Origin of the sequence: Erwinia tasmaniensis Et1/99 (genome assembly GCF_000026185.1) — a bacterium.
Classification (GTDB): Bacteria; Pseudomonadota; Gammaproteobacteria; order Enterobacterales; family Enterobacteriaceae; genus Erwinia; species Erwinia tasmaniensis.
Genome location: NC_010694.1, coordinates 1,494,074 through 1,513,711, shown reverse-complemented (window position 1 = coordinate 1,513,711; position 19,638 = coordinate 1,494,074). Strand labels below are relative to the sequence as shown.

Sequence of the window (19,638 nt, the reverse complement as noted above, 5' to 3'; positions counted from 1 at the left end):
TTGAAATTGATCAGCTGGTAACAGAATTAGCTCTGAGCTGCTGATGTACGTACATATGCATGCTTCTCATCCCTTCGTAAACAGGTATGAAGCTTCTTTTACCGATTTTAGTCAGTACTTTTGAGTTATCGAGAATACTGTAGCTAATATCACCGACCTTTTTATTGTGCATGACTAAATTCATTTTATTGCCGCTAATAACCTCAGCGTAATGCAATATTTCTTTCAGACTTGTCCCCATCCCTGAACCAATATTGTAGATATCATTCCACGAGTTGGCACTATTAACTAATGCGTAAGTCATTTCACAGACATCATCTATGTGTATATAATCTTTTCGGATATTCACATCACCATATATATGCATGTCTTCTTTTTTTATTGCATTTTTTAGGGCTACACCGATTATCCTGTTTAACTTTTGATATTGACCATATACATTGGCAGGACGTAATATTAAATAGTTGAATTTAGAATTAATTCTATTTTCATATGCCAGATAGCGTTCAGAAACTTCTTTTATCCATCCATAGAAACTAACCGGAGACAATTCGTGCTCCTCATTAATCGGCGTATCCGCTATGCCATAAATAGACCCACCAGATGAAAAATACACCATGTTATATACGCTGTACTTTTTCATCAAAGAAATAATATCAATTAGGCAAGACAGGTTTACTGATACTAAATTCTGACAGCTAGCAAATGAATCCGTTGCTGATATACTCGTCAAGGAGTGAAAAACCAGGTCTATTTTATGATTTTTAAATACGAGCTCTAAATCTGCCAGGTTTCTGATATCGCCGATAATTTTTTCAATGTTAGGATGCTCAATTATCGGCATTGAACGTCCAAAAGTAACAACTTTATAGTTTTTATTGCAGTAAAATTCAATCAAATTGGTCCCTATGAATCCTGAACCTCCTAATATCAAAACCGTTGGCATGGCAACTCCTTCAATTCACTTACTCGTGAATAAATGTATATTGAATGCAGCATCCTACTGCATTCCACTCTCAATTAAAAAGGCACCCAAAGGGTGAGTTGAAACTACCCGATATCTAATTAGAAACGACACTTTGAAGATATTTTCCGTAATCTGTTTTCTCAAGTGACTTTGCCAATTCAGCTAGTTGCGCTTTGGTTATCCAACCTTTTCTGAAAGCGATTTCTTCAAGGCAGGCTACTTTTAGACCCTGCCTTTTTTCAATGGTGTGTATAAATTGTGATGCCTCGATGAGGCTATCATGAGTCCCGGTATCAAGCCATGCAAACCCGCGCCCAAGTAACTCAACCTCAAGCATCCCCTCTTTAAGGTACATTTCGTTTAGCTCGGTAATCTCTAATTCACCACGGTGAGAGGGTTTTACTTTTTTTGCCATCTCAACTACATTTTTATCATAAAAATATAGTCCTGTTACTGCCCAATTAGATTTCGGCTTTTCGGGTTTTTCTTCAATTGAAAGGGCTTTAAAATTCTTATCGAAATCTACAACACCAAAACGACCAGGATCTTTAACCTGATAACCAAATACGGTTGCTCCTGACTTTTTAGCAGCAATATTTTCAAGAACAGGTGCAAACCCCTGCCCAAAGAATATGTTATCGCCTAAAACCAATGCGCATTCTTCACCGTCAATAAATTTCTCGCCAATGATAAACGCTTGAGCCAATCCATCTGGGTTGGGCTGTATTGCAAATTGCAGATTAATTCCAAATTCACCACCATCACCCAGTAATCTTTGGAATGAGCTCAGATCCTGAGGGGTAGTAATGATAAGAATATCTTTAATGCCTGCCAGCATCAGCACTGAAAGGGGATAGTAGATCATTGGCTTGTCGTAAACCGGCAAGAGCTGCTTTGATAAACCTCGAGTGATAGGATGGAGCCGTGTGCCAGATCCGCCAGCTAAAATAATACCTTTCATATCAAAAATCCTTTGCCTCTAATCCTAATCTTTCACCAGCGTACGACCCATCCTGAACCCGTTGCCACCATTCTGTATTTTCTAAATACCAGCGGACTGTCTTCTCAACACCCGTCTCAAAGGTCTCCTCGGGTAACCAACCCAGCTCTTTCCCGATTTTTGTAGCATCAATCGCATAGCGAACATCATGTCCTGGACGATCTCGGACAAAAGTAATAAGTGCAGAATAGTCGTCAACACCATAGGGCTTATCAACGACAAGTCGATTAAGGATCTTGCAAATAGTATTCACAACATCGATATTCTGCCGTTCATTATGACCGCCAATGTTATAAGTTTCGCCAACTCTACCTGCAGTGGCTACCCGATATAATGCTCTGGCGTGATCTTCCACATAAAGCCAGTCTCGAACCTGTTTACCGTTACCGTAAACGGGCAGTGGCTTACCTGCAAGCGCATTTAGTATCGTCAGAGGAATCAACTTCTCGGGAAAATGGTATGGCCCATAATTATTGGAACAGTTTGTGACTATTACGGGTAAACCGTAAGTCCGCAGCCAGGCTCTGACCAAATGGTCGCTGGAGGCTTTAGAAGCAGAGTAAGGACTACTCGGTGCATAAGCGGTTTGCTCGGTGAACAAATCGTCTGTACCGTGCAAATCACCAAACACTTCATCTGTAGATATATGATGGAATCGAAATGCTTCTTTTCTTTCAAAAGGCAGCCCAAACCAATAAATTCTGGCAGCTTCAAGTAAAACATATGTTCCGATTATATTTGTTTCGATGAAAGCTGCCGGGCCATCGATTGAACGGTCAACATGACTTTCGGCAGCCAAATGCATGACGACATCCGGCTCGAAATCATTAAATATACGATTAAGGGACTCTGGATCGCAGATGTCTGTTTTAGAGAAATGATAACGAGGACTATCACTGATATCCTGCAAGGACTCTAAATTACCAGCATAGGTGAGTTTATCGACATTCAATACTGTATCATTAGTGTTTTTAATGATATGGCGTATAACAGCTGAACCAATGAAGCCAGCACCACCAGTTACCAAAATTTTCATAGTATTTCTCAAAACACTGTGGTTTTCTTTAATTGAAATTTAGACCTGAAGCAGAGAAAAGAGTTGACTATCGGGAAATAAGCACGCTACCGCCCCTGAGTTACAGCTCTCAGCATGCTGATACAGCTAACTATCATCTGTTCTAAAAAGCCACCCACCGGTTAACAAGGTATAAATTATATCATCCACTTTTTCTGAAAACTAACTAAACTGGAAAATTTCCAGCAGCGTCGAGTGAATTCGCACCGTGAATGCACGAATTTTCTACTGCTTCGGCAGTCGATAAGATACTTAACCCGGTGCTCGAAAGATATAAGCTTATGATGCTTAACACAATAAATTTAACAATTTCATTTAACAAAAAAACCGGCACTGGCCGGATTTGCATTAGTTTCAGCTATCAATCAGCTGTAGCCGTGCGGATTCTGACTCTGCCAGTTCCACGTATCGCGCATCATTTCATCAATTCCACGCCTGACACGCCAGTTCAACTCTTTATCGGCAAGGGATGCGTCGGCCCAGAACGCGGCAAGGTCGCCATCGCGCCGCGGTGAGATCTGATAAGCCACCTTACGGCCGGAAGCCTTCTCGAAGGCCTTAACCATTTCCATCACCGAATAACCTTCACCCGCCCCGAGATTATAGGCTTTGTATCCCTCAATCGCAGACAGATGATCCAGCGCTTTCAGATGACCTTCAGCCAAATCCATCACGTGGATATAATCACGCACGCCAGTACCGTCTTTAGTCGGGTAGTCATCACCGAAGATACCCAGCTTTTCCAGACGACCGATCGCAACCTGAGCAATATACGGCAGCAGGTTGTTAGGGATTCCGTTAGGATCCTCTCCAATCTGACCTGATTCATGCGCACCTACCGGATTGAAGTAGCGCAAAGCAATGGTTTTGAATTCGGGGGTTGCTTTAGCGTAATCACGTAAAATTTGTTCAACCATCAGTTTGGACGTGCCGTAAGGGCTGGTTGTGCCGCCAATTGGCGTAGTTTCTACGTAAGGGACAGGCGCATCCGCACCGTAAACCGTTGCCGATGAACTGAAAATAAATTGTTTAACCCCGGCGTTGCGCATCTCTTCCAACAGCACCAACGTGCCGGAAACGTTGTTCTGGTAGTATTCCAGCGGCTTGCGGCTGGACTCCCCTACCGCTTTAAGCCCCGCAAAATGGATCACGGCGCTGATGTCATGAGCTTTGAAGATGTTACGTAAACAGGCGCGATCGAGGATATCTCCCTCATAAAAAGCGGCCGTCTTGCCAGCGAGTTTTTCCACGCGGGCGATCGACTCACGTGACGCGTTGCTCAGGTTATCCAGAACCACAACCTCATCACCGCGCTCCAGTAGAGCCAGAACGGTATGAGAACCAATATAACCAGCGCCACCGGTAACTAAAATAGACATGTTAACTCCTTCGGGTCACGCAGGCGGCGCGACCTTCATCAAATAGCGTTCACTTTGCCAGAATTTTTTGGATCTCTTCACGAAACCCACGTCCCTGGGTGTGGTTACGCAGCCCCCAAGTGACGAATGCTTTCATATATCCCAGTTTGCGACCGCAGTCAAAGCTGTCGCCGCTGAGCAAATGGGCATCCACGGGCGTTTTCTTATTCAAATTGGCAATGGCGTCCGTTAGCTGATAACGGCCCCACGCGCCTGGCTCAAGTTTTTCCAACTCCGGCCAAATATCGGCAGAAAGCACATAGCGCCCTACCGCGGCGAGATTGGAATTTAACAACTGCGGGCTATCTGGTTTCTCAACGAAGTCTAAAATAGGGCTGACTTTACCCGGAAAATCCAGCGCTTCTTCAGTGGTAATCACCGAATACTCTGACAGATCGGCGTCCGGCATATGATGAGCTAACACCTGGCTCCGCCCGGTTTCTTCGAAACGAGCCACCATTGCCGCCAGGTTGTAACGCAGGGGATCGGCGCTGGCATTATCCAGCAGCACGTCCGGTAGTACCACCACAAACGCTTCATCGTGCAGCATCGGGCGGGCGCACAGCAGAGCATTAGCCAATCCCTGCGGCTGCGGCTGGCGCACATTCATAATCGTCACTCCCGGCGGGCAGATAGATTTGACTTCACTCAACAGTGAGCGTTTAACGCGAGCCTCAAGCAGGGCTTCAAGTTCGTAAGAAGTATCAAAATGGTTTTCAACCGCATTCTTGGACGCATGGGTGACCAGGACAATTTCCTTTATACCCGCCGCTACGCACTCGTCGATGATGTACTGGATCATAGGCTTATCGACTACGGGCAGCATCTCTTTAGGAATAGCTTTTGTTGCAGGAAGCATGTGCATTCCGAGCCCCGCAACGGGGATAACTGCTTTAAGCTTGGTCATAATTTTTCCATATGAATGATGTAGAAAACACTGATTCATTATGCATTAAAGAGATGATCCGCAAGTATAATCTTAATCTGAAAAAATTACAGTGGGGTCAGATCATAAAAAAGGCCACGCGAAGGTGGCCTTAAAATTTATCCCTGGAGTTAACGGCTAAACCATTCGGGCATAATAAACAAATTATAATGACTCACCACCAGAATAATCCCGATAAACACGCCTGAAACTGAAATCCACTGGCGTGCATAGGGCAAGAATCGGATCCCAATCACCGGCTTGATAAAGAAAGGATGGGCAAAGGCGGATATCAGCACTTGGGAAATGGACAGCGTGAGTGCGACATATCGGACATCAGGCCAGATCCAGACCGTAGCCAGCACCATGACAACAATTATACTCGCCACAACGTTCCAGTAAAATTCAACATTGGTGCGGCCGTTCGCTTGCGAGATCGCGCCAGTCAGGCCTCCCATTGGGCGCAACATGCCAAACAGCAACATCAGCGGGATCAGTTGCCCTACGGCTTGGTGTCCAGGCCCATAGAGTACGCGTACAATCACCGGCGAAAGAATGCCAATCGCCAGGTACATTGCGGCGCTGAACAGCATAATGACGAACGTGCCCTTTAGAAACAGCTGCTGTAGCTGAACAGCATCGTGTTGTTTCTCGGCAAAACGTGGCAGTGCCAGACGATTGATCACCGGGGTCACCAGCTTGAGGGGCTGAAGTATCAACTCTTTGGCCAGGGAATAAACACCCAGCATTTCTGCGCCCATCACTTTGCCAACAATCAGCGAGTCGGCCTGAGTACGCAGCTGGTTAATGGTCTGGGAGCCGAGCTGATAGACACCGTATTTGAGCGAACTATAAAACGTGGCCTTATCAAATTCAAACGTAGGCCGCCATGATTTTTCACCTAACCAAATCATGCACAGAATACGCATCGCCGCGTTCGCGAAAAGACCGAGGATCACCGCAGAGACGTTTAGCGGTGAGTAATAAAGTAATGCTACCGTAAACGCAAAGGCCAGAAGCTTGGTCACCATCTCAATTTTCGCCAGCAATATCATGCGTTTGGCTTTGATAAAATGCGCCTGATATTGTGATAGCGAGCCGAGCACCAGAAAGTTGAGGCTGGTCAGCATAATCAACCCGGCAAGCTGCGGCAGATGATAAAACCAGGAAACTGGCCAGGCAATGGCCACCAGCAGCAGGCCTGTCATAAGGCTAAGCAGCACGTTCACCCAGTATATTGTGCTCTGCTCTTTACGCGTTATATTCTGCCGATGTACGATATAGCTGCTCATCCCCATATCCTGCAGCACCATGGCCACCGCAAGAATAGCGTTAATGATGGCCAGAATACCCAACTCATGGATTTCAAGTTTTCGTGCCAGCACGCCAAGCTGAACCACCTGCAATGCAGCAGCAAAGCAGGTGGAGCCAAACAGCCATAGGGCCTGTTTTTTTAAGCTACTCACACTATCCGCTCCAGTCTCTTCGCCAGCTGACGATACGCGATATGCTGATTAAACTCGGTTTCCACCTTAGCACGTGCCGCCTGCACTATTGGGGCCACGTCGACTTCTCCGCGTGACAGCTTTAGCAGGATAGCCGCCAGCGCCTGAGCATCACCTTCAGGTGCCAGCCAACCCGATACATCGTGTTCAATCAGTTCAGGTATACCGCTGTGCCTGGTCGATACGACCGGTAGCCCAACGGCCATCGCTTCCATTAGCGCTACCGGGATGCCTTCCATATCACCATCCGCCGCGGTCAGTGACGGCAGAAGGAAGATATCCGAATCATCCAGATAGTGTTTAATCTCTTCCTGCGGCTTGAATCCCACCAGGCTGACGCAGTCTTCAAGCTGGCCGTCAATGATGGCGCTTTTGAGTTGCTCTTCAAGGTCGCCGTCACCGACGATGGTGTATTCGAAACACCCTCCCTGCTCTTTCAAAATTTTGCAGGCCTCGATTGCCACGGCTAAACCTTTCTTTTCAGTCAGGCGGGCCACGGAAAGAATGCGAAGCGGCTGATGCAGCGCATCACGTTGCTTAAGGTTAAACTTTTCGGGTTCAATCCCCATGCGCGTAACGTGAATTTTCTCCGGCGGGCAGCCCAGTGCGATCAGCTTGTGCTCCCAAAGACGGCTGATGGGTAACAGCAGTTCATTCTGTGCGAAAAGCCTGGGATAGTCCTTCCGGTGCTCTGCCAGAATGTGGCGTCGTGAAATGTCGGCACCGTGGAATACCGTGACCTGCCTGCCCTTTAGCACGTTCAGCTCACGCAGTTTATTAGCCAGAGCGCCAGCATAGCCAAAATGTACAAGGAAAATATCTGCGGCAAAAGGCTTTTTATTAGCCGCCACGATTGCCGGAAGCAGCAGCCTGCTGGACTGGTCGCCGTAACGCGTGATATTGAATGACTTCAGCGTGGCGGGTTTGAAGATGTTCGGCAGTATTATTTTCAGGCGTTGTGCCAGCTTACCAAACTTGCCGGCCTTCTCTTCTGGCAACAGATAATGCGTTTTGGCGGCCAGATTATACCGATCGAAAGCGGCATGACGCTTAACCAAATCACCAGGGAAAACGGATATGATTTCGACGTCGTAGCCGATATCAATAAAATGAGTCACCTGGTTGAGCACAAACGTTTCGGAAGAAACAGGAAACTGCATGGTAAAAAATGTGAGTTTCATCGGTTCACCCTAAACTTTTGATAAAATCTGCAGTGATTTTATTGCCGAGGCTCCTTTCCTGCTCCACCGCCCGTGCAACCTGCTGCTCCACAGCTTCGTAGTTATCCAGTACGCCATTCACCTTGCTAATAATGCTGCCGTCCATCAGGCTCTGCACATCACTGGCCATCTCCGGCAGCCCCAGCTGTTTCATCACGCCCAAAGATTTGTGCTCGTAATTGATCGCCACCGCGGGGGTGCCAAAATTCATCGAAATTATGGCCGAATGCAAACGCGTACCGATGGTCAAATGGCATTCACCCAGCAGGATCCCCAATTCAAGGTCGTTAAACTCATCCATTATGACGTGATACTTATCTTTATCTTTTATGTAATCAAGCAGGGTAATGGCCACCATGCGGTCATCCCGATGGTAGCTGTCAATGCCGGTACAGGTCGACAGGGCAACCACCTGATAACCTCTGTCGATCATGGCGTTGATCACTTTGCCAAACGCCATCTCATATTCCTGTTGCGTTACGCCCAGACGCTTATCAAACGGAGCCAGTTCGCGCACGGTAATGGCAATGGTTTTTGTTGCGGCTAGCTGTTTCTGCCAGTGGATCAGGTTATGGCCTGGCGTCGCCAGCGCGCGTGAACGTACCAGAAAAGCCGTGTCGGCCCCTGGGATCACTTTTTGCGTGGTGATACCCGCACTTTCCATCATTTCAAGACTGACGCTTTCACGAAGCACCAGACTGTTGACGCGCGCAAAGACAAAATTAGCAATCTGGTTAAATCTTTCCTTCTGGAAAGGCCCCACGCTGTGGCCGATCATATAGAGGGGTTTTTTCGCCAGCAGGGCACAGAGCGCGTGTTCAAACTGTAGCGGGCCATAAAGGTCAACGAAGAAAGAGCCCCCGACCTGAATAACCGCATCATACTGCGTTAATTTGTCAGTAAATTTCTGCAAATACCTCGGCACGGCAAAATTCTTAAAAAAACCGTTACCGCGAATATGCGCCATCATAATTTTTGGCATCAGGCGACGTTTAATCTTAGTCACCAGAGTGTTAGATTTTTTGGTTTCAAGAAACAGTTCATCTGGCAGAATATCCTGTTGCAGCAGATAGCTGGAGCAGGTTGGAAAACGACTGATAACATCGATCTGAATATCGTTTTTTGCGAGGTAAAGCGAATCAATAATTCCACGTAAAATAGCACCATCACCACGATTTCCGCATGTGTGATTGCCAACTAACAAAATTTTCATAATACCCCACGGTTTTTTGTAATCTTAAAATTTTTATTACGATAATAAATCAATAGCGGCATGGAGTTATCCGAATATAGCGGATGCGCCAGCGCGCAACTTATTGCTTACCCGCGCATCAACGTTGCGGAATCAATCCGCTCTTCATCAGGTATTTTGTTTTAAGGCAAAATAGGGGACTGCAACCTGCTGGCCGTTAATCACCAGTGAAATAAACCCCTCTGCCACGGAGGTCTCGACCTGAGTGGCATCGAGGTGACGGGATTCAACCAGCAAATCACCCTGCTCATTAGCACCAATACCCGCCAGCCCGTTATGAAGAGAGAAACGGCGTACGGCCGCATGTACCTTCTCCCCTTTTGGCGGTTCAGCAGGCTCCATCCTGCTATCAAAACGCGCGCACTGCCCGGTCGTGAAACGATCCCTCGCGGTGGTTTTCATCATTATTCCTGCCGAGCCTAACCATGGCGCGAGTTTGACAAGTACCCGCGTATCGCTGTCCTGCAAGGTGGTATAGACAACATCAGAGATGGGGCTGCTGCCTTCAATGCACCAGCTGGCCTCAAATCCATGTACTTTTCGCTGCAAACTGATGATGGCCTTCCCCCCGGTATGGCGGTCGCCGATCATATTCATTAACGCCTTGGTATCAGAGCCATTACTGAACTGCGACTGCCCAAAGACTTCGATTTCCCAGCTGTCTCCGACATTGGGCGTATGGATATTGCCCAGCTCATACCAGCGTGCTTGCGCACTGTGATTTTCTATACGGAAACGGGAAGTCAGATAGTTGTACTTCATGCTGCCGTCAACGGCCACGCCGTAAGACTCAACACGAGTGGATCCGCGCTCGAAAGCGCTTAACCACGCGCCTTTACCCTGTGAGTTATCGATCCAGCTGCCGGCCTGTAGATTGATTTGACGCATATTCAGCCGCGAGTTATGTGCTATCAGCGGGTTCTTACAGGTTTCCAGGCTCAGCGCATCGATAATCCACTGACCATTTGAGATATCCCCAGGGAATTCGCTATGTTCTATCCAGCCGTTGTGGATCAGAGACTGACCGCAACGCTGCAGGTTTAGCACCTTGCCGACGGTACAGTACTGGGCATTGAAGTTGGAAAGTTCGATTGCCGTACTGTGATCCCACTTACCTTTTGGCGTGTTGGACCACACCGACTTCACCACATCACCACTGCAGCGCAGCGCATACCACTGGTCGATCTTGCAGTCCAGGGTATCCATCAGGCTGAGAGCGGTGCCCCCCACACGAACAAAACGCAGGCAGGCACCACGGAAATATTGTCCACCCACACACAGATTATCGAAAAATCCCTGTTCATTCGCCCGTTCGTCTGTACGTCCATTGAATTGCAAGTTGCTGATCTCAACCCGGCGCGCGTTAACCTTAAATACCGAATCCGTACTCCCGTTGGAGACAATGGTCGTCGCTGGAAAGTAGCCAAAGTTGACCATCGCCCCGGAAATGCGGAAAAAGCGCATCGTCTGCTGGGATAAGTCGCACGGGCTGACGAAAAAGGTTCCCGCCGGGAACTGTATACAGATTTGCTGGTTGGCTTTTTGTGACCATTGATACATTGCCTTGATGGCCGGAGCGCTGTCGGTTTCGCCATCGTCAATTGCGCCAAAGTCAAACAGCGTCAGGCGGTTATAGTCTTCGACAACACGGCGCCAGTGGAAATCTGCACCGGAAGAGAGTATCACTCCACCGTCATCTTCAGCGGCCTCAAGGCTACCAACGAACTCGCCTCCACCGACCTCGTGACCGCTGTGCCAACTTTTCAGCTTTATTTTCGCTCCGCCGAACAGAGGGCGGGTCTGGCGCAGAACGCTCACAGAAGGGATTTCACCGATCAGCTGATACCCGGCAGGCTGCGCCAGACGCTGACTGAAGTTGTTGACGCCACGGGCGACATCCGGAATATTGAACACCGTCTGACCGTTATCATCGACAACCGCCATCGAATGTGACGGGGCGGCGATCAGCGATGAATTATCAGCGACAAACCGCTCGAGACTGACTTTGTTGAGCACCACAGGCTGCTGGATCTGTGACAGTTTGCCCGCAGCATCGCGCAGATAGAGATTAATCAGGTTGCCCGATTTCCTCGGATCCGTACCTGCCTTACCGATGTACAGTTTGCCACTGAAGTTTTCCCAGAATTGATCCGGCATGGCATAAACATTTTCGGGCGTCAGGATCGGCACATCGTCCTTTGGCAGATCGTCCGGATTGACCTTGTTCAGCATCAGTGATGCCTCATTTTTGGCCGCCGAACTGGAAAACGAGCTGACAGAAAGCGCAGCAAAAATCGATGAGAATGCGGTCAGTAACTCTCTTCTTTTCATTAATATTATCCCTTGGTCAAGTGGATGGCCTGCCGGGCAGGCAGGCCTGAACAGACTTCCAGAGGCATTTCCAACGGACGCTGTTACCTTTACTTAAACCAACGACAGCCAGGTCTCTTTGATTACGTCGACGTCAAATTTTCTGGCAGTGGTTTTGGTACTGGCGCTCATGGCGTAGAACAGCTCATCATCACGGGCGAGCTGATTCATACTTTTTATATAATTCGCCTTATCATTCATCTCGACCAGAAAACCATCCTGCTGATGATTAATAATTTCCTGGGGACCGGTTGGGCAGTCATAGGCCACCACCGGCAGCGACCAGGATTTGGCTTCCAGCAGCACCAGTGGCAATCCTTCATAGCGCGAGGTCATAAGCGCCATATCACTCTCGCGGTAGTAGTCATTGATATTGCTAACGCGACCGATAAAATCAACGCTGTCGCTAATACGCAAACGGGCAGCCTGTGCTATCAGCTGCTCTTTTAGCTCACCCTCTCCGGCAATCACCAGCTTCCAGCCTGTATTATTGGCGACAAAGCTCTGCCAGATGTCCAACAGCAGATCAAACCCTTTCTGGTGGTCAAGCCGCCCTACGGCCAGAGCCTGATAGTGGCGCGTCAAACGCGGGTAATTTTTGTACACCACGGGATTGGGGATGGTTTTGCTGGCAATATTCCAACCGGTGAAGACCTGATGGTCTTTGTCTGTCAGAACAATCACCCGATCGTAATAGCGCAGAGTCAGATATTTGAGCAGTTTGATCGTTTTACTGAAGGAGTTAATTGCCACGTGTTCGCAGGCGTAAACCTTAGCCGTTTTTTTGCGCAACATCATCATGCTGTGCAAGGCGAACATCACGCTCAGACGTCCCATACTGATCAGAAACACCGCGTCAAACTGCTGCTGATGAATACACTTAACCGCGCTCTTCAATGGATGACTTTCGTCGTGAAAACTGACGATTTCCTTTACGTGCTCAAAGGGGTAAAAAGGCTGCCCTGCCCCCTCCAGTGAATAAATGCTCACTTCATGCTGTGGCCCTAAACACTCCGACATAAAGTTGCAGATATTTTCTGTCCCCGCCCAGGAGTATGCATCCTTGATGACCAGTACGACTTTTTTCATTCTCTATCGACCTCATTCAGCGATGCTTTAAGGTAAACAGCACACCGTTGACCATATACCAGACATAGTAGTAATAAACTTTCAGAGGATTATTTTTATAAATCAGTTTTAATAACTCAAAGTGCCATTTAGCGGCTTTATTTTTATTACGCGACAATGAATCGCCCATTTCAAAATAGGTTACCAGGTTCTTATTTATTACACGTGCCTGCTGATATTGTTCGAAAAGCTCATGCAAAAACAGGAAGTCTTCATGGCCTTTCTGTTGGAAAAATACCGGGCGTGGTGGGCGACGATAGCAAACCGATGAGAAGCAGATACGGAACTTTTTTTTCATAAAACCGTTCTGTTTCAGGTACGGTTTGCCGTAGCTGACACTATAGGACTTGCTGGGTGACTGGTAGCGATAGTCGCTTATTAGCAGATTGTCACCGGCGGCAAGCTGCGCGACCTGCAGCATCAGTTTGTCGCTGTCCCACTGGTCATCGCTGTCAAGAAAGGCAATAAACGGCTCACTTGCCGCAGCTAATCCAACGTTACGCGTTGCGGCCGCTCCGCTATTGACCTCATTACTGATAATGGTAATGCGCGCATCGGGACAATTTTTTTGTACTAACTCAAGAGAGTCATCGCTGGACCGGTCGTTAATAAGATAGATATGCCAGTCGGTATAGGTTTGATCAATCACCGACTGCACCGCACGCAAAATAGTCGCGCGCGCGTTGTACATGGGGATAATGATCCCTACCGTACCGATATGATTATTCATCTGATATCCTAAATCGGAGATGTGATATTGGCGTTAACAGCATGGCATCCCCCCGCTGTTAACGCGTTAAAACAGGCGGAATAATGGCGCAATACTGTAGCCAGTAATCGACTGAGCTGACAAAATAGTGTTGTATATCAAATAATAAGATGTCATGGCAAATAACAGCGTGAAATTAAGCAGCAGATGCCGTATGCGCATAAACAAGAATGCCAGTAGCAGCGGCTCGCAGTGCAGGAACAAGTTGCCCACTCTGCCGCCGAGTATGGAAAAGTCAGAGAAGATGATGCGCACCGCGGCACCGGCCGAATAGGCGATAAACAGCAGATAGGCAGTACGATCTGTTGCTTTGATCGGTTGACGGAAATAAACCAGGGTAAAAAGAGCGATAAAGGCGATATTCTTCAGGTTTGCCAGGCCAAAAACCGGCGAGTTGGCGTCGAATGACGTGCCACTGTAACCCATCGCACGGTCGCCGATCACCGGGACAATGCCCAACGAGTCCAGAAACAGCTTTTTGCCCCCGATAAGTCCCAGTGGGATCGCGGCGATAACCATCGCCAGACCAAAATACTTGCGCTCCTTCAGCACGATAAACGGCAGTATTATCAACACGGCATAGCCCGTGGAGTGTGACTGGGTACTGCATGCCAGAAAGATTAGCGCGAGGAAGTATTTCCTGTTGGCAGCTGAACAGATACATGCCACCGCAAAAGCGCTTGAGAGGCCAAAACGGATCTGATTCATATCCTTGTTGATAAACAGGTGTGCGGAGTACAGGCACAGAGAGCAGAGGATTAGCGGTGAATATTTTTTAAACACCCAGGCGTTGGTCGATACTGCGATAAAACTGATAAATAGCAGAAAGAAGTAACTCTCATGGGTGAACCACGACAGCACCCACGCCAGCAGCATAAAAAGATTCTCGTAGCGGTAGATATCCGCTATCGTCTGATAACCACTTAAACTGGTTTGACGGGAGAAATCATGGAAGAATCCAATATACTGCGCGTCATCCATACCTGAGTTTGGCCCGCGCATCCCGGCGAACAAAATAAGTACAACCACTGCTACAAAGAAAAAATAGTTAATCAAGATTTTTATTCTAGCTTCACCGGCCAGATTTATAGTCGCCAGCTCAAAAAAACAAAAAACAAGGATGCTGTAGCTAACTATCCAATATATAGCCATATTTTTACTCGATGTTATTCTGCTGCAATCATGACTTCCCTGCCAAACGCACCCGTAGTTTATTTTTCAGGCGGTTAATAAAGTCAGTGCGATTATCTTTATTGGTCAAGAAAAAGTAACGGGCAAAGTTGAGGCTGGCCTGCAATGAATGACCGTCCATCTTATACCGCAGCGGTAGCTTATAGGCTTTATAGGTATAAACGTCGCGTGGGGTAAGATACGGCTTCATCGCGTTCAACCAGAAAAGGGAGTATTTTACCGATTCGCCTTTATGCTTCGAGCCAAATGTCGTCACCATGTGATAATTCGCCAGCGGCTGAGGGATCATCACAAACTCGAAGCCCTGTTTATCGGCACGGATGCATAAATCGTAATCCTGATGGCGGATAAATCTTTCATCAAATCTGATTTCAGCCGCATGTTCACGTTTCAGCACTATCGTGCTGGTCTGGATAAACCCATAGCAGCCAAACAGATATTCGGCTACCGTTTCATGCTGGCTGACCGGCTTTAACGGCATCACCTTAAGGAAGTTTCCATCCTGAATAATGTTGACCTGACTATAAATAATAAAGCGCGGCTTACCCTGCTCCTCCAGCTGCCTGATCAATTTCAAACTCTCTTGCAGTTTGTCTTTGTGCCACTCGTCATCAGCGTCAAGAAAACAGACATAGTCACCGGTGGCCAGATCAATCCCCCGGTTTCGGGCGCCCGCACCATTGAGTTTTATCTCAGATAAGACCAGATTAATCTTTAATCCGCTGTATCGTTCACTTCTCACCACCTCTGCGAGTTTGTCCACATCGGCGGATTTATCGTCGACAATAATAACTTCAAAGTTTTTGTAACTTTGTTCTTTCACACAATCAAGTGTCGTAACAATTGATTCTGATGCGTTATATGCGGGAATGACGATGGAAAAAGAAATATCCTTCATTACCAGGCACCTTATTAAACATTCACAAACTGACCCTTGCCAGAACCGCGGGATCGTTTAACAGGGCGTTAAAGATCCCGCTCGGCAGTTAGCTTTTCTCACCCTGCTGATAGTTGTAGTCATAGTAGTCGTAGCCATAACCATAACCATTGGCTGCCTTACGCACCACCGCGTTAAGAATAACGCCTTTAATTTCGATGCCGTTCTGGATAAAGCGTTTGTAACTGATTTCAACTTCCTTAACCGTGTTGGTTTCAAAGCGCACCACCATCAGCGAAGTACCGGCCAACTTGCCGATAATTGAAGCGTCAGTGACGGCCAGAACCGGCGGTGTATCGATCAGCACCAGGTCGTAATTCTTACTGCCCCAGTCGACCAACTCTTGCAGGCGGCTATTCATCAACAGTTCAGAGGGATTGGGCGGCACCTGACCGCGCGCGATAAAATCAAAACCGTAATCGCCACGCTGCACCAGATCGGAATTAAACGGGAGTTTCCCGGACAGAATATCCGACAGGCCGGTTTTGCTCTCAGCACCCAGCAGCTCATGCGTATAGCCACGTCGCATATCGCCATCGATAAACAGGACTTTCCCACCGGTCTTCGCCACCAACATGGCCAGGTTGGCACAGATAAACGTCTTACCAATTCCCGGGCTGGCACCGGTGATCATCAGAATGTTGTTTTGAGCATCCATCATTGCAAAGTGCAAACTGGTGCGCAGACTCCGGATTGCCTCAATTGACAGGTCGGTAGGGTTACCCAACGCCAGCAGCCGGTTATATGGGTCAACTTTGCCGCTCATTTTTCGTTTCAACAGCGCTTCGCGGTCTTTTTTACGCTGCCACTCGGAAAGCGGGACGCTGGCGTAAACGCTCAGACCCAGCTCTTCCAGCTGCTCTGGGTTATCAATCCCATGATGGAAGAGCGCTTTCAACAGCACGAGTCCGACAGAGACGACCAGCCCGGCAATCAAACTGGCGGCGGCGATTAACATTTTTTTCGGAGCAACCGGCGTGGCGGCGGTTTCCGCGTGATCGATGATACGCACATCACCCACGGTGCTGGCCTTGCTGATGCTCAGCTCCTGCTGACGACTCAGCAGCTGCATATATATCTCCTGCCCTGCCTGCACGTCACGTGTTAAACGCACGATCTCTTGCTGAGTCTGCGGCATCTGGCTGATTTTACCATTCAGCTTGCCCTGCTCGTTTTCCAGCGTCTGACGTTTTTCCAGCAGCGCACGGTAGGTCGGGTGATCCTTCTTAAACAGTTGCGAAACTTCCGCTTCGCGGAAGGTCAGCTCGTTCAGCTGTGTCTGGATGCTCACCGAAGAATCAAGAGCGGATTTCGCTTCCAGCGACATATCCACTGAATCATGCTGGCGGCGGAAAATATTTAATTTATCTTCCGCCTGATCCAGCTGGCCACGCACTTCCGGCAGCTGTTTCGCAAGGAACTGGATACTCTTCTCGGCTTCTTCAGATTTGCGCGCCACATTCTGGTACAGATAGTTGTTGACAATCTGGTCCAGAACCCGGCTTATCTGTATCGGATCTTCCCCACTATAGGTCAGTCCCAGTACGCCAGTATTTTTACCCAAATCGGCGACGACGAGGTTACCGCTGATTATTTTTATTGCCTGCAGGACGCTCAGCTTGCTAACCGTGAAGCGGGTCCCCGCATCAGCCTCAATATTGCTGACCAACATGGTAATATCACCATGCTGCTCAAACTGGCCGACTTTCCCTTTAAACAGTTCGTCGCCCTCTTTACTGACGGTGTAGCTGTCCGGGCCGTCCACTGCCACGCTAAGCTCATGCTTGCTCCAGATAGCCGGCACTTTCAAACGGGAAACGGCAATCTGTTGCGGTTTTTTACCCAAGATGCGCGACAAACCTGCTCCAATCAGCGGGAAATGGTCCTGCTGTACCAGCACATCAAGGCCCAGGTCGGACACGGTTTTGCCCAAAACCATGCGCGAGGTGATGATTTCCACTTCGGCAGCAGAGGCCGGTTGCGCATTTGGCATCATCTGAGAAATGTCATTAAGTACCGTGTTGGCATTTTTTTGCTCAACCTGCACCATGGCATCTGCGCTATAAATCGGCGTAGCAAACAGACTGTATAGCGTTCCCGCTAAGGTAAACAACAGCGTTACCGCCACAATTATCCAGCGGTGGTCAAGAAACTGCCCCACAATATGCGCCAGTTCGAATTTTATCGCCTCGCCACTGTTCGCTGAGGGTTCTTTACTTTCTGTTTTCATCGAAAATTCCAACTATCGGCTTAATGCGTTGACCCATTTCTGGGCAGCGTTTTCAAGAACACCGTACACGGCTTCAAAGGCATCCCGGCTTTTCTTATACGGGTCCGCAATTTCATGCTGATTGATCCAGTGTCCAAACAGCATGGTTTTGCCACGTACAGAGGGATTGATGCGGCAAACCAGGTCAATGTGTTTTTTTTCCATGACCAGGATAAGGTCATTATCCCGACACATCTCTGACGTGAGCTGCTGCGCCACATGCTCCTGCAGGGGCATACCGTGCTGCTCAGCCACGCTGCTGGCCGTTGCGTCAGCCGGACTCCCCACCACGGCTTTCAAGCCGGCTGAAGCGATTCTCTTCTCTGGCATGGCGGAATTCAGCAGCCTCTCCCCCGTAGGGGAGCGGCAGATGTTGCCGATACACACCACTAAGATTGAATTGATCATAAGTTCTGCCACCGGTTACCAGTTATGAATAATCTGAACGTTGCGTGTCGCGTCGTAGACACCGTTAATGGTTGGAACCAGCTGTGAAATAACACGATTCCAACGCGAAAGAGGCGTCGAAGTGACATAGACGATGTCGTAAGGTTCTAAGCGGAATTCGGTTCCCATCACCATCGCGGCAGCATCTTTAGTATTTAACTGATAGATATTGGCGATTTTGCTACGATTTGAACCTTTAACAGGCCGAATAACGAACACGCCGGTGGCATCAGCGACGTTCTGATCCATGCCCTGAGCATTACCCAACGCTTCCGCGAGCGTCATCCCACTGCGATCCATTTTCAACGTTGCCTGCTGCTTAACCTCACCCATCACGAACACTTTAAGATCGTCATTACGCGGCACGTAAAGAATATCGCCGGGGTACAACAGGTGATTTTGTGACAGGTCACCATTTTGCATCAGTGCCTGAAGCGAGACAGGCTGTTCGCGCCCGTTATGCGTCAGGACAACGTTGCGCCAGTCAGCGTTAGCCGTCAGGCCACCGGCAGAGTTAATCGCATCAAGGATAGTCAGAGGTACGTTAGTTATTGCCTGCTGACCTGAGGTGGCCACTTCACCAGTCACATAAGTTTTTTGCGATTTAAACGAGGCCACACTGACGTCAATCTGCGGGCTTTCGATGTATTTAGTCAGGCGGCCGGAAATTTCATCGCGAATTTGCTGCACGGTGCGACCGGCGACATGCACTCTGCCGATATAGGGATAGAAGATGGTGCCGTCCGAGTGAACCCAATTACCGGTATCGCTGGCACTGCGGTATTGGCCCGCAGGCGTAGTGAGTTCGGGATGATCCCAAACGGTTACCGTTAGCACATCACCCACGCCAATACGGTATTCGTAATTCTGCAGTTCGCGTTGCAGCAAAGGGTTCGCCTGGGCCACCACCGGCTTAGGCCTCATGCGCTCAACCAGGCTCGGCGTCAAGGGGAAAACGTTGACATACTTATCGATGTCAAAATCGCTGTCCTGCTGTTCAACAACATCTTTGCCCGTTGTGGAGAGATGGTTACCTGGCATGATGGTACAGCCGGAAAGGAGTGCCGCCGATACCATCAGAGGTATCAATTTAGTTTTGATTATAATCATCTGTTTCATCGCTATCAGTAATTTGAATGACAGAGGCTAGGCCACCGCTGTATGC

16 protein-coding genes are annotated in these 19,638 nt (G+C 48.4%); all 16 read right to left on the bottom strand.

The features are described from left to right. Positions 1–10 precede the first annotated feature (10 nt). The gene (locus tag ETA_RS07770) at positions 11–946 is read right to left on the bottom strand and encodes an NAD-dependent epimerase/dehydratase family protein (RefSeq protein ID WP_012441077.1); all 936 of its coding nucleotides are present in this window, start codon (positions 944–946) and stop codon (positions 11–13) included. Between the two features lie 115 nt (positions 947–1,061). Continuing rightward, the gene (rfbA, locus tag ETA_RS07765) at positions 1,062–1,928 is read right to left on the bottom strand and encodes a glucose-1-phosphate thymidylyltransferase RfbA (RefSeq protein ID WP_012441076.1); all 867 of its coding nucleotides are present in this window, start codon (positions 1,926–1,928) and stop codon (positions 1,062–1,064) included. Position 1,929: 1 nt separating this feature from the next. Then, entirely contained in the window at positions 1,930–3,003 is a 1,074-nt protein-coding gene (gene rfbB / locus ETA_RS07760) for a dTDP-glucose 4,6-dehydratase (RefSeq protein ID WP_012441075.1), read from the bottom strand. Between the two features lie 404 nt (positions 3,004–3,407). Beyond that, positions 3,408–4,421, bottom strand: a complete 1,014-nt coding sequence (galE, locus tag ETA_RS07755) for a UDP-glucose 4-epimerase GalE (RefSeq protein WP_012441074.1) — start codon at positions 4,419–4,421, stop codon at positions 3,408–3,410. 49 nt (positions 4,422–4,470) lie between these two features. After that, positions 4,471–5,367 (bottom strand): UTP--glucose-1-phosphate uridylyltransferase GalF, encoded by an 897-nt coding sequence (galF, locus tag ETA_RS07750; protein ID WP_012441073.1) that lies wholly within the window; start codon positions 5,365–5,367, stop codon positions 4,471–4,473. A gap of 149 nt (positions 5,368–5,516) precedes the next feature. Next, positions 5,517–6,851, bottom strand: a complete 1,335-nt coding sequence (locus tag ETA_RS07745; RefSeq protein ID WP_012441072.1) for a lipopolysaccharide biosynthesis protein — start codon at positions 6,849–6,851, stop codon at positions 5,517–5,519. After that, positions 6,848–8,071 carry a glycosyltransferase gene (locus ETA_RS07740; RefSeq protein WP_012441071.1) on the bottom strand — a complete coding sequence of 408 codons (1,224 nt, stop codon included), beginning with the start codon at positions 8,069–8,071 and terminating at the stop codon, positions 6,848–6,850. Before ETA_RS07740 ends, ETA_RS07745 begins: the two co-directional genes overlap by 4 nt. A gap of 4 nt (positions 8,072–8,075) precedes the next feature. Beyond that, entirely contained in the window at positions 8,076–9,323 is a 1,248-nt protein-coding gene (gene wcaK / locus ETA_RS07735; protein ID WP_012441070.1) for a colanic acid biosynthesis pyruvyl transferase WcaK, read from the bottom strand. Between the two features lie 147 nt (positions 9,324–9,470). After that, a complete protein-coding gene (locus ETA_RS07730) occupies positions 9,471–11,693 on the bottom strand; it encodes a phage tailspike protein (protein ID WP_012441069.1) in 2,223 nt (740 codons plus the stop codon). 93 nt (positions 11,694–11,786) lie between these two features. Further along, positions 11,787–12,821, bottom strand: coding sequence for a glycosyltransferase (locus ETA_RS07725; protein WP_012441068.1), 1,035 nt, complete (start codon positions 12,819–12,821; stop codon positions 11,787–11,789). A gap of 16 nt (positions 12,822–12,837) precedes the next feature. After that, positions 12,838–13,590 (bottom strand): glycosyltransferase family 2 protein, encoded by a 753-nt coding sequence (locus ETA_RS07720; protein ID WP_012441067.1) that lies wholly within the window; start codon positions 13,588–13,590, stop codon positions 12,838–12,840. 66 nt (positions 13,591–13,656) lie between these two features. Then, positions 13,657–14,685, bottom strand: coding sequence for an EpsG family protein (locus ETA_RS07715; RefSeq protein WP_231853305.1), 1,029 nt, complete (start codon positions 14,683–14,685; stop codon positions 13,657–13,659). Between the two features lie 124 nt (positions 14,686–14,809). Beyond that, positions 14,810–15,718, bottom strand: a complete 909-nt coding sequence (locus ETA_RS07710) for a glycosyltransferase family 2 protein (RefSeq protein ID WP_012441065.1) — start codon at positions 15,716–15,718, stop codon at positions 14,810–14,812. Positions 15,719–15,806: 88 nt separating this feature from the next. After that, complete coding sequence (locus ETA_RS07705; RefSeq protein WP_012441064.1) at positions 15,807–17,987, bottom strand: polysaccharide biosynthesis tyrosine autokinase; 2,181 nt, start codon at positions 17,985–17,987, stop codon at positions 15,807–15,809. Positions 17,988–17,999: 12 nt separating this feature from the next. After that, on the bottom strand, positions 18,000–18,434 hold the full coding sequence (locus ETA_RS07700; RefSeq protein WP_012441063.1) for an arsenate reductase/protein-tyrosine-phosphatase family protein: 435 nt from the start codon (positions 18,432–18,434) through the stop codon (positions 18,000–18,002). Positions 18,435–18,449: 15 nt separating this feature from the next. Continuing rightward, positions 18,450–19,583, bottom strand: coding sequence for a polysaccharide export protein (locus tag ETA_RS07695; protein ID WP_167310303.1), 1,134 nt, complete (start codon positions 19,581–19,583; stop codon positions 18,450–18,452). Positions 19,584–19,638 lie beyond the last annotated feature (55 nt).

Excerpts from the sequence above, each read along its gene's own strand:
- ETA_RS07770 (WP_012441077.1), bottom strand. The coding sequence starts at position 946 with ATGCCAACGGTTTTGATATTAGGAGGTTCAGGATTCATAGGGACCAAT.
- rfbA (WP_012441076.1), bottom strand. The coding sequence starts at position 1,928 with ATGAAAGGTATTATTTTAGCTGGCGGATCTGGCACACGGCTCCATCCT.
- rfbB (WP_012441075.1), bottom strand. The coding sequence starts at position 3,003 with ATGAAAATTTTGGTAACTGGTGGTGCTGGCTTCATTGGTTCAGCTGTT.
- galE (WP_012441074.1), bottom strand. The coding sequence starts at position 4,421 with ATGTCTATTTTAGTTACCGGTGGCGCTGGTTATATTGGTTCTCATACC.
- galF (WP_012441073.1), bottom strand. The coding sequence starts at position 5,367 with ATGACCAAGCTTAAAGCAGTTATCCCCGTTGCGGGGCTCGGAATGCAC.
- ETA_RS07740 (WP_012441071.1), bottom strand. The coding sequence starts at position 8,071 with ATGAAACTCACATTTTTTACCATGCAGTTTCCTGTTTCTTCCGAAACG.
- wcaK (WP_012441070.1), bottom strand. The coding sequence starts at position 9,323 with ATGAAAATTTTGTTAGTTGGCAATCACACATGCGGAAATCGTGGTGAT.
- ETA_RS07730 (WP_012441069.1), bottom strand. The coding sequence starts at position 11,693 with ATGAAAAGAAGAGAGTTACTGACCGCATTCTCATCGATTTTTGCTGCG.
- ETA_RS07725 (WP_012441068.1), bottom strand. The coding sequence starts at position 12,821 with ATGAAAAAAGTCGTACTGGTCATCAAGGATGCATACTCCTGGGCGGGG.
- ETA_RS07720 (WP_012441067.1), bottom strand. The coding sequence starts at position 13,590 with ATGAATAATCATATCGGTACGGTAGGGATCATTATCCCCATGTACAAC.
- ETA_RS07710 (WP_012441065.1), bottom strand. The coding sequence starts at position 15,718 with ATGAAGGATATTTCTTTTTCCATCGTCATTCCCGCATATAACGCATCA.
- ETA_RS07705 (WP_012441064.1), bottom strand. The coding sequence starts at position 17,987 with ATGAAAACAGAAAGTAAAGAACCCTCAGCGAACAGTGGCGAGGCGATA.
- ETA_RS07700 (WP_012441063.1), bottom strand. The coding sequence starts at position 18,434 with ATGATCAATTCAATCTTAGTGGTGTGTATCGGCAACATCTGCCGCTCC.
- ETA_RS07695 (WP_167310303.1), bottom strand. The coding sequence starts at position 19,583 with ATGATTATAATCAAAACTAAATTGATACCTCTGATGGTATCGGCGGCA.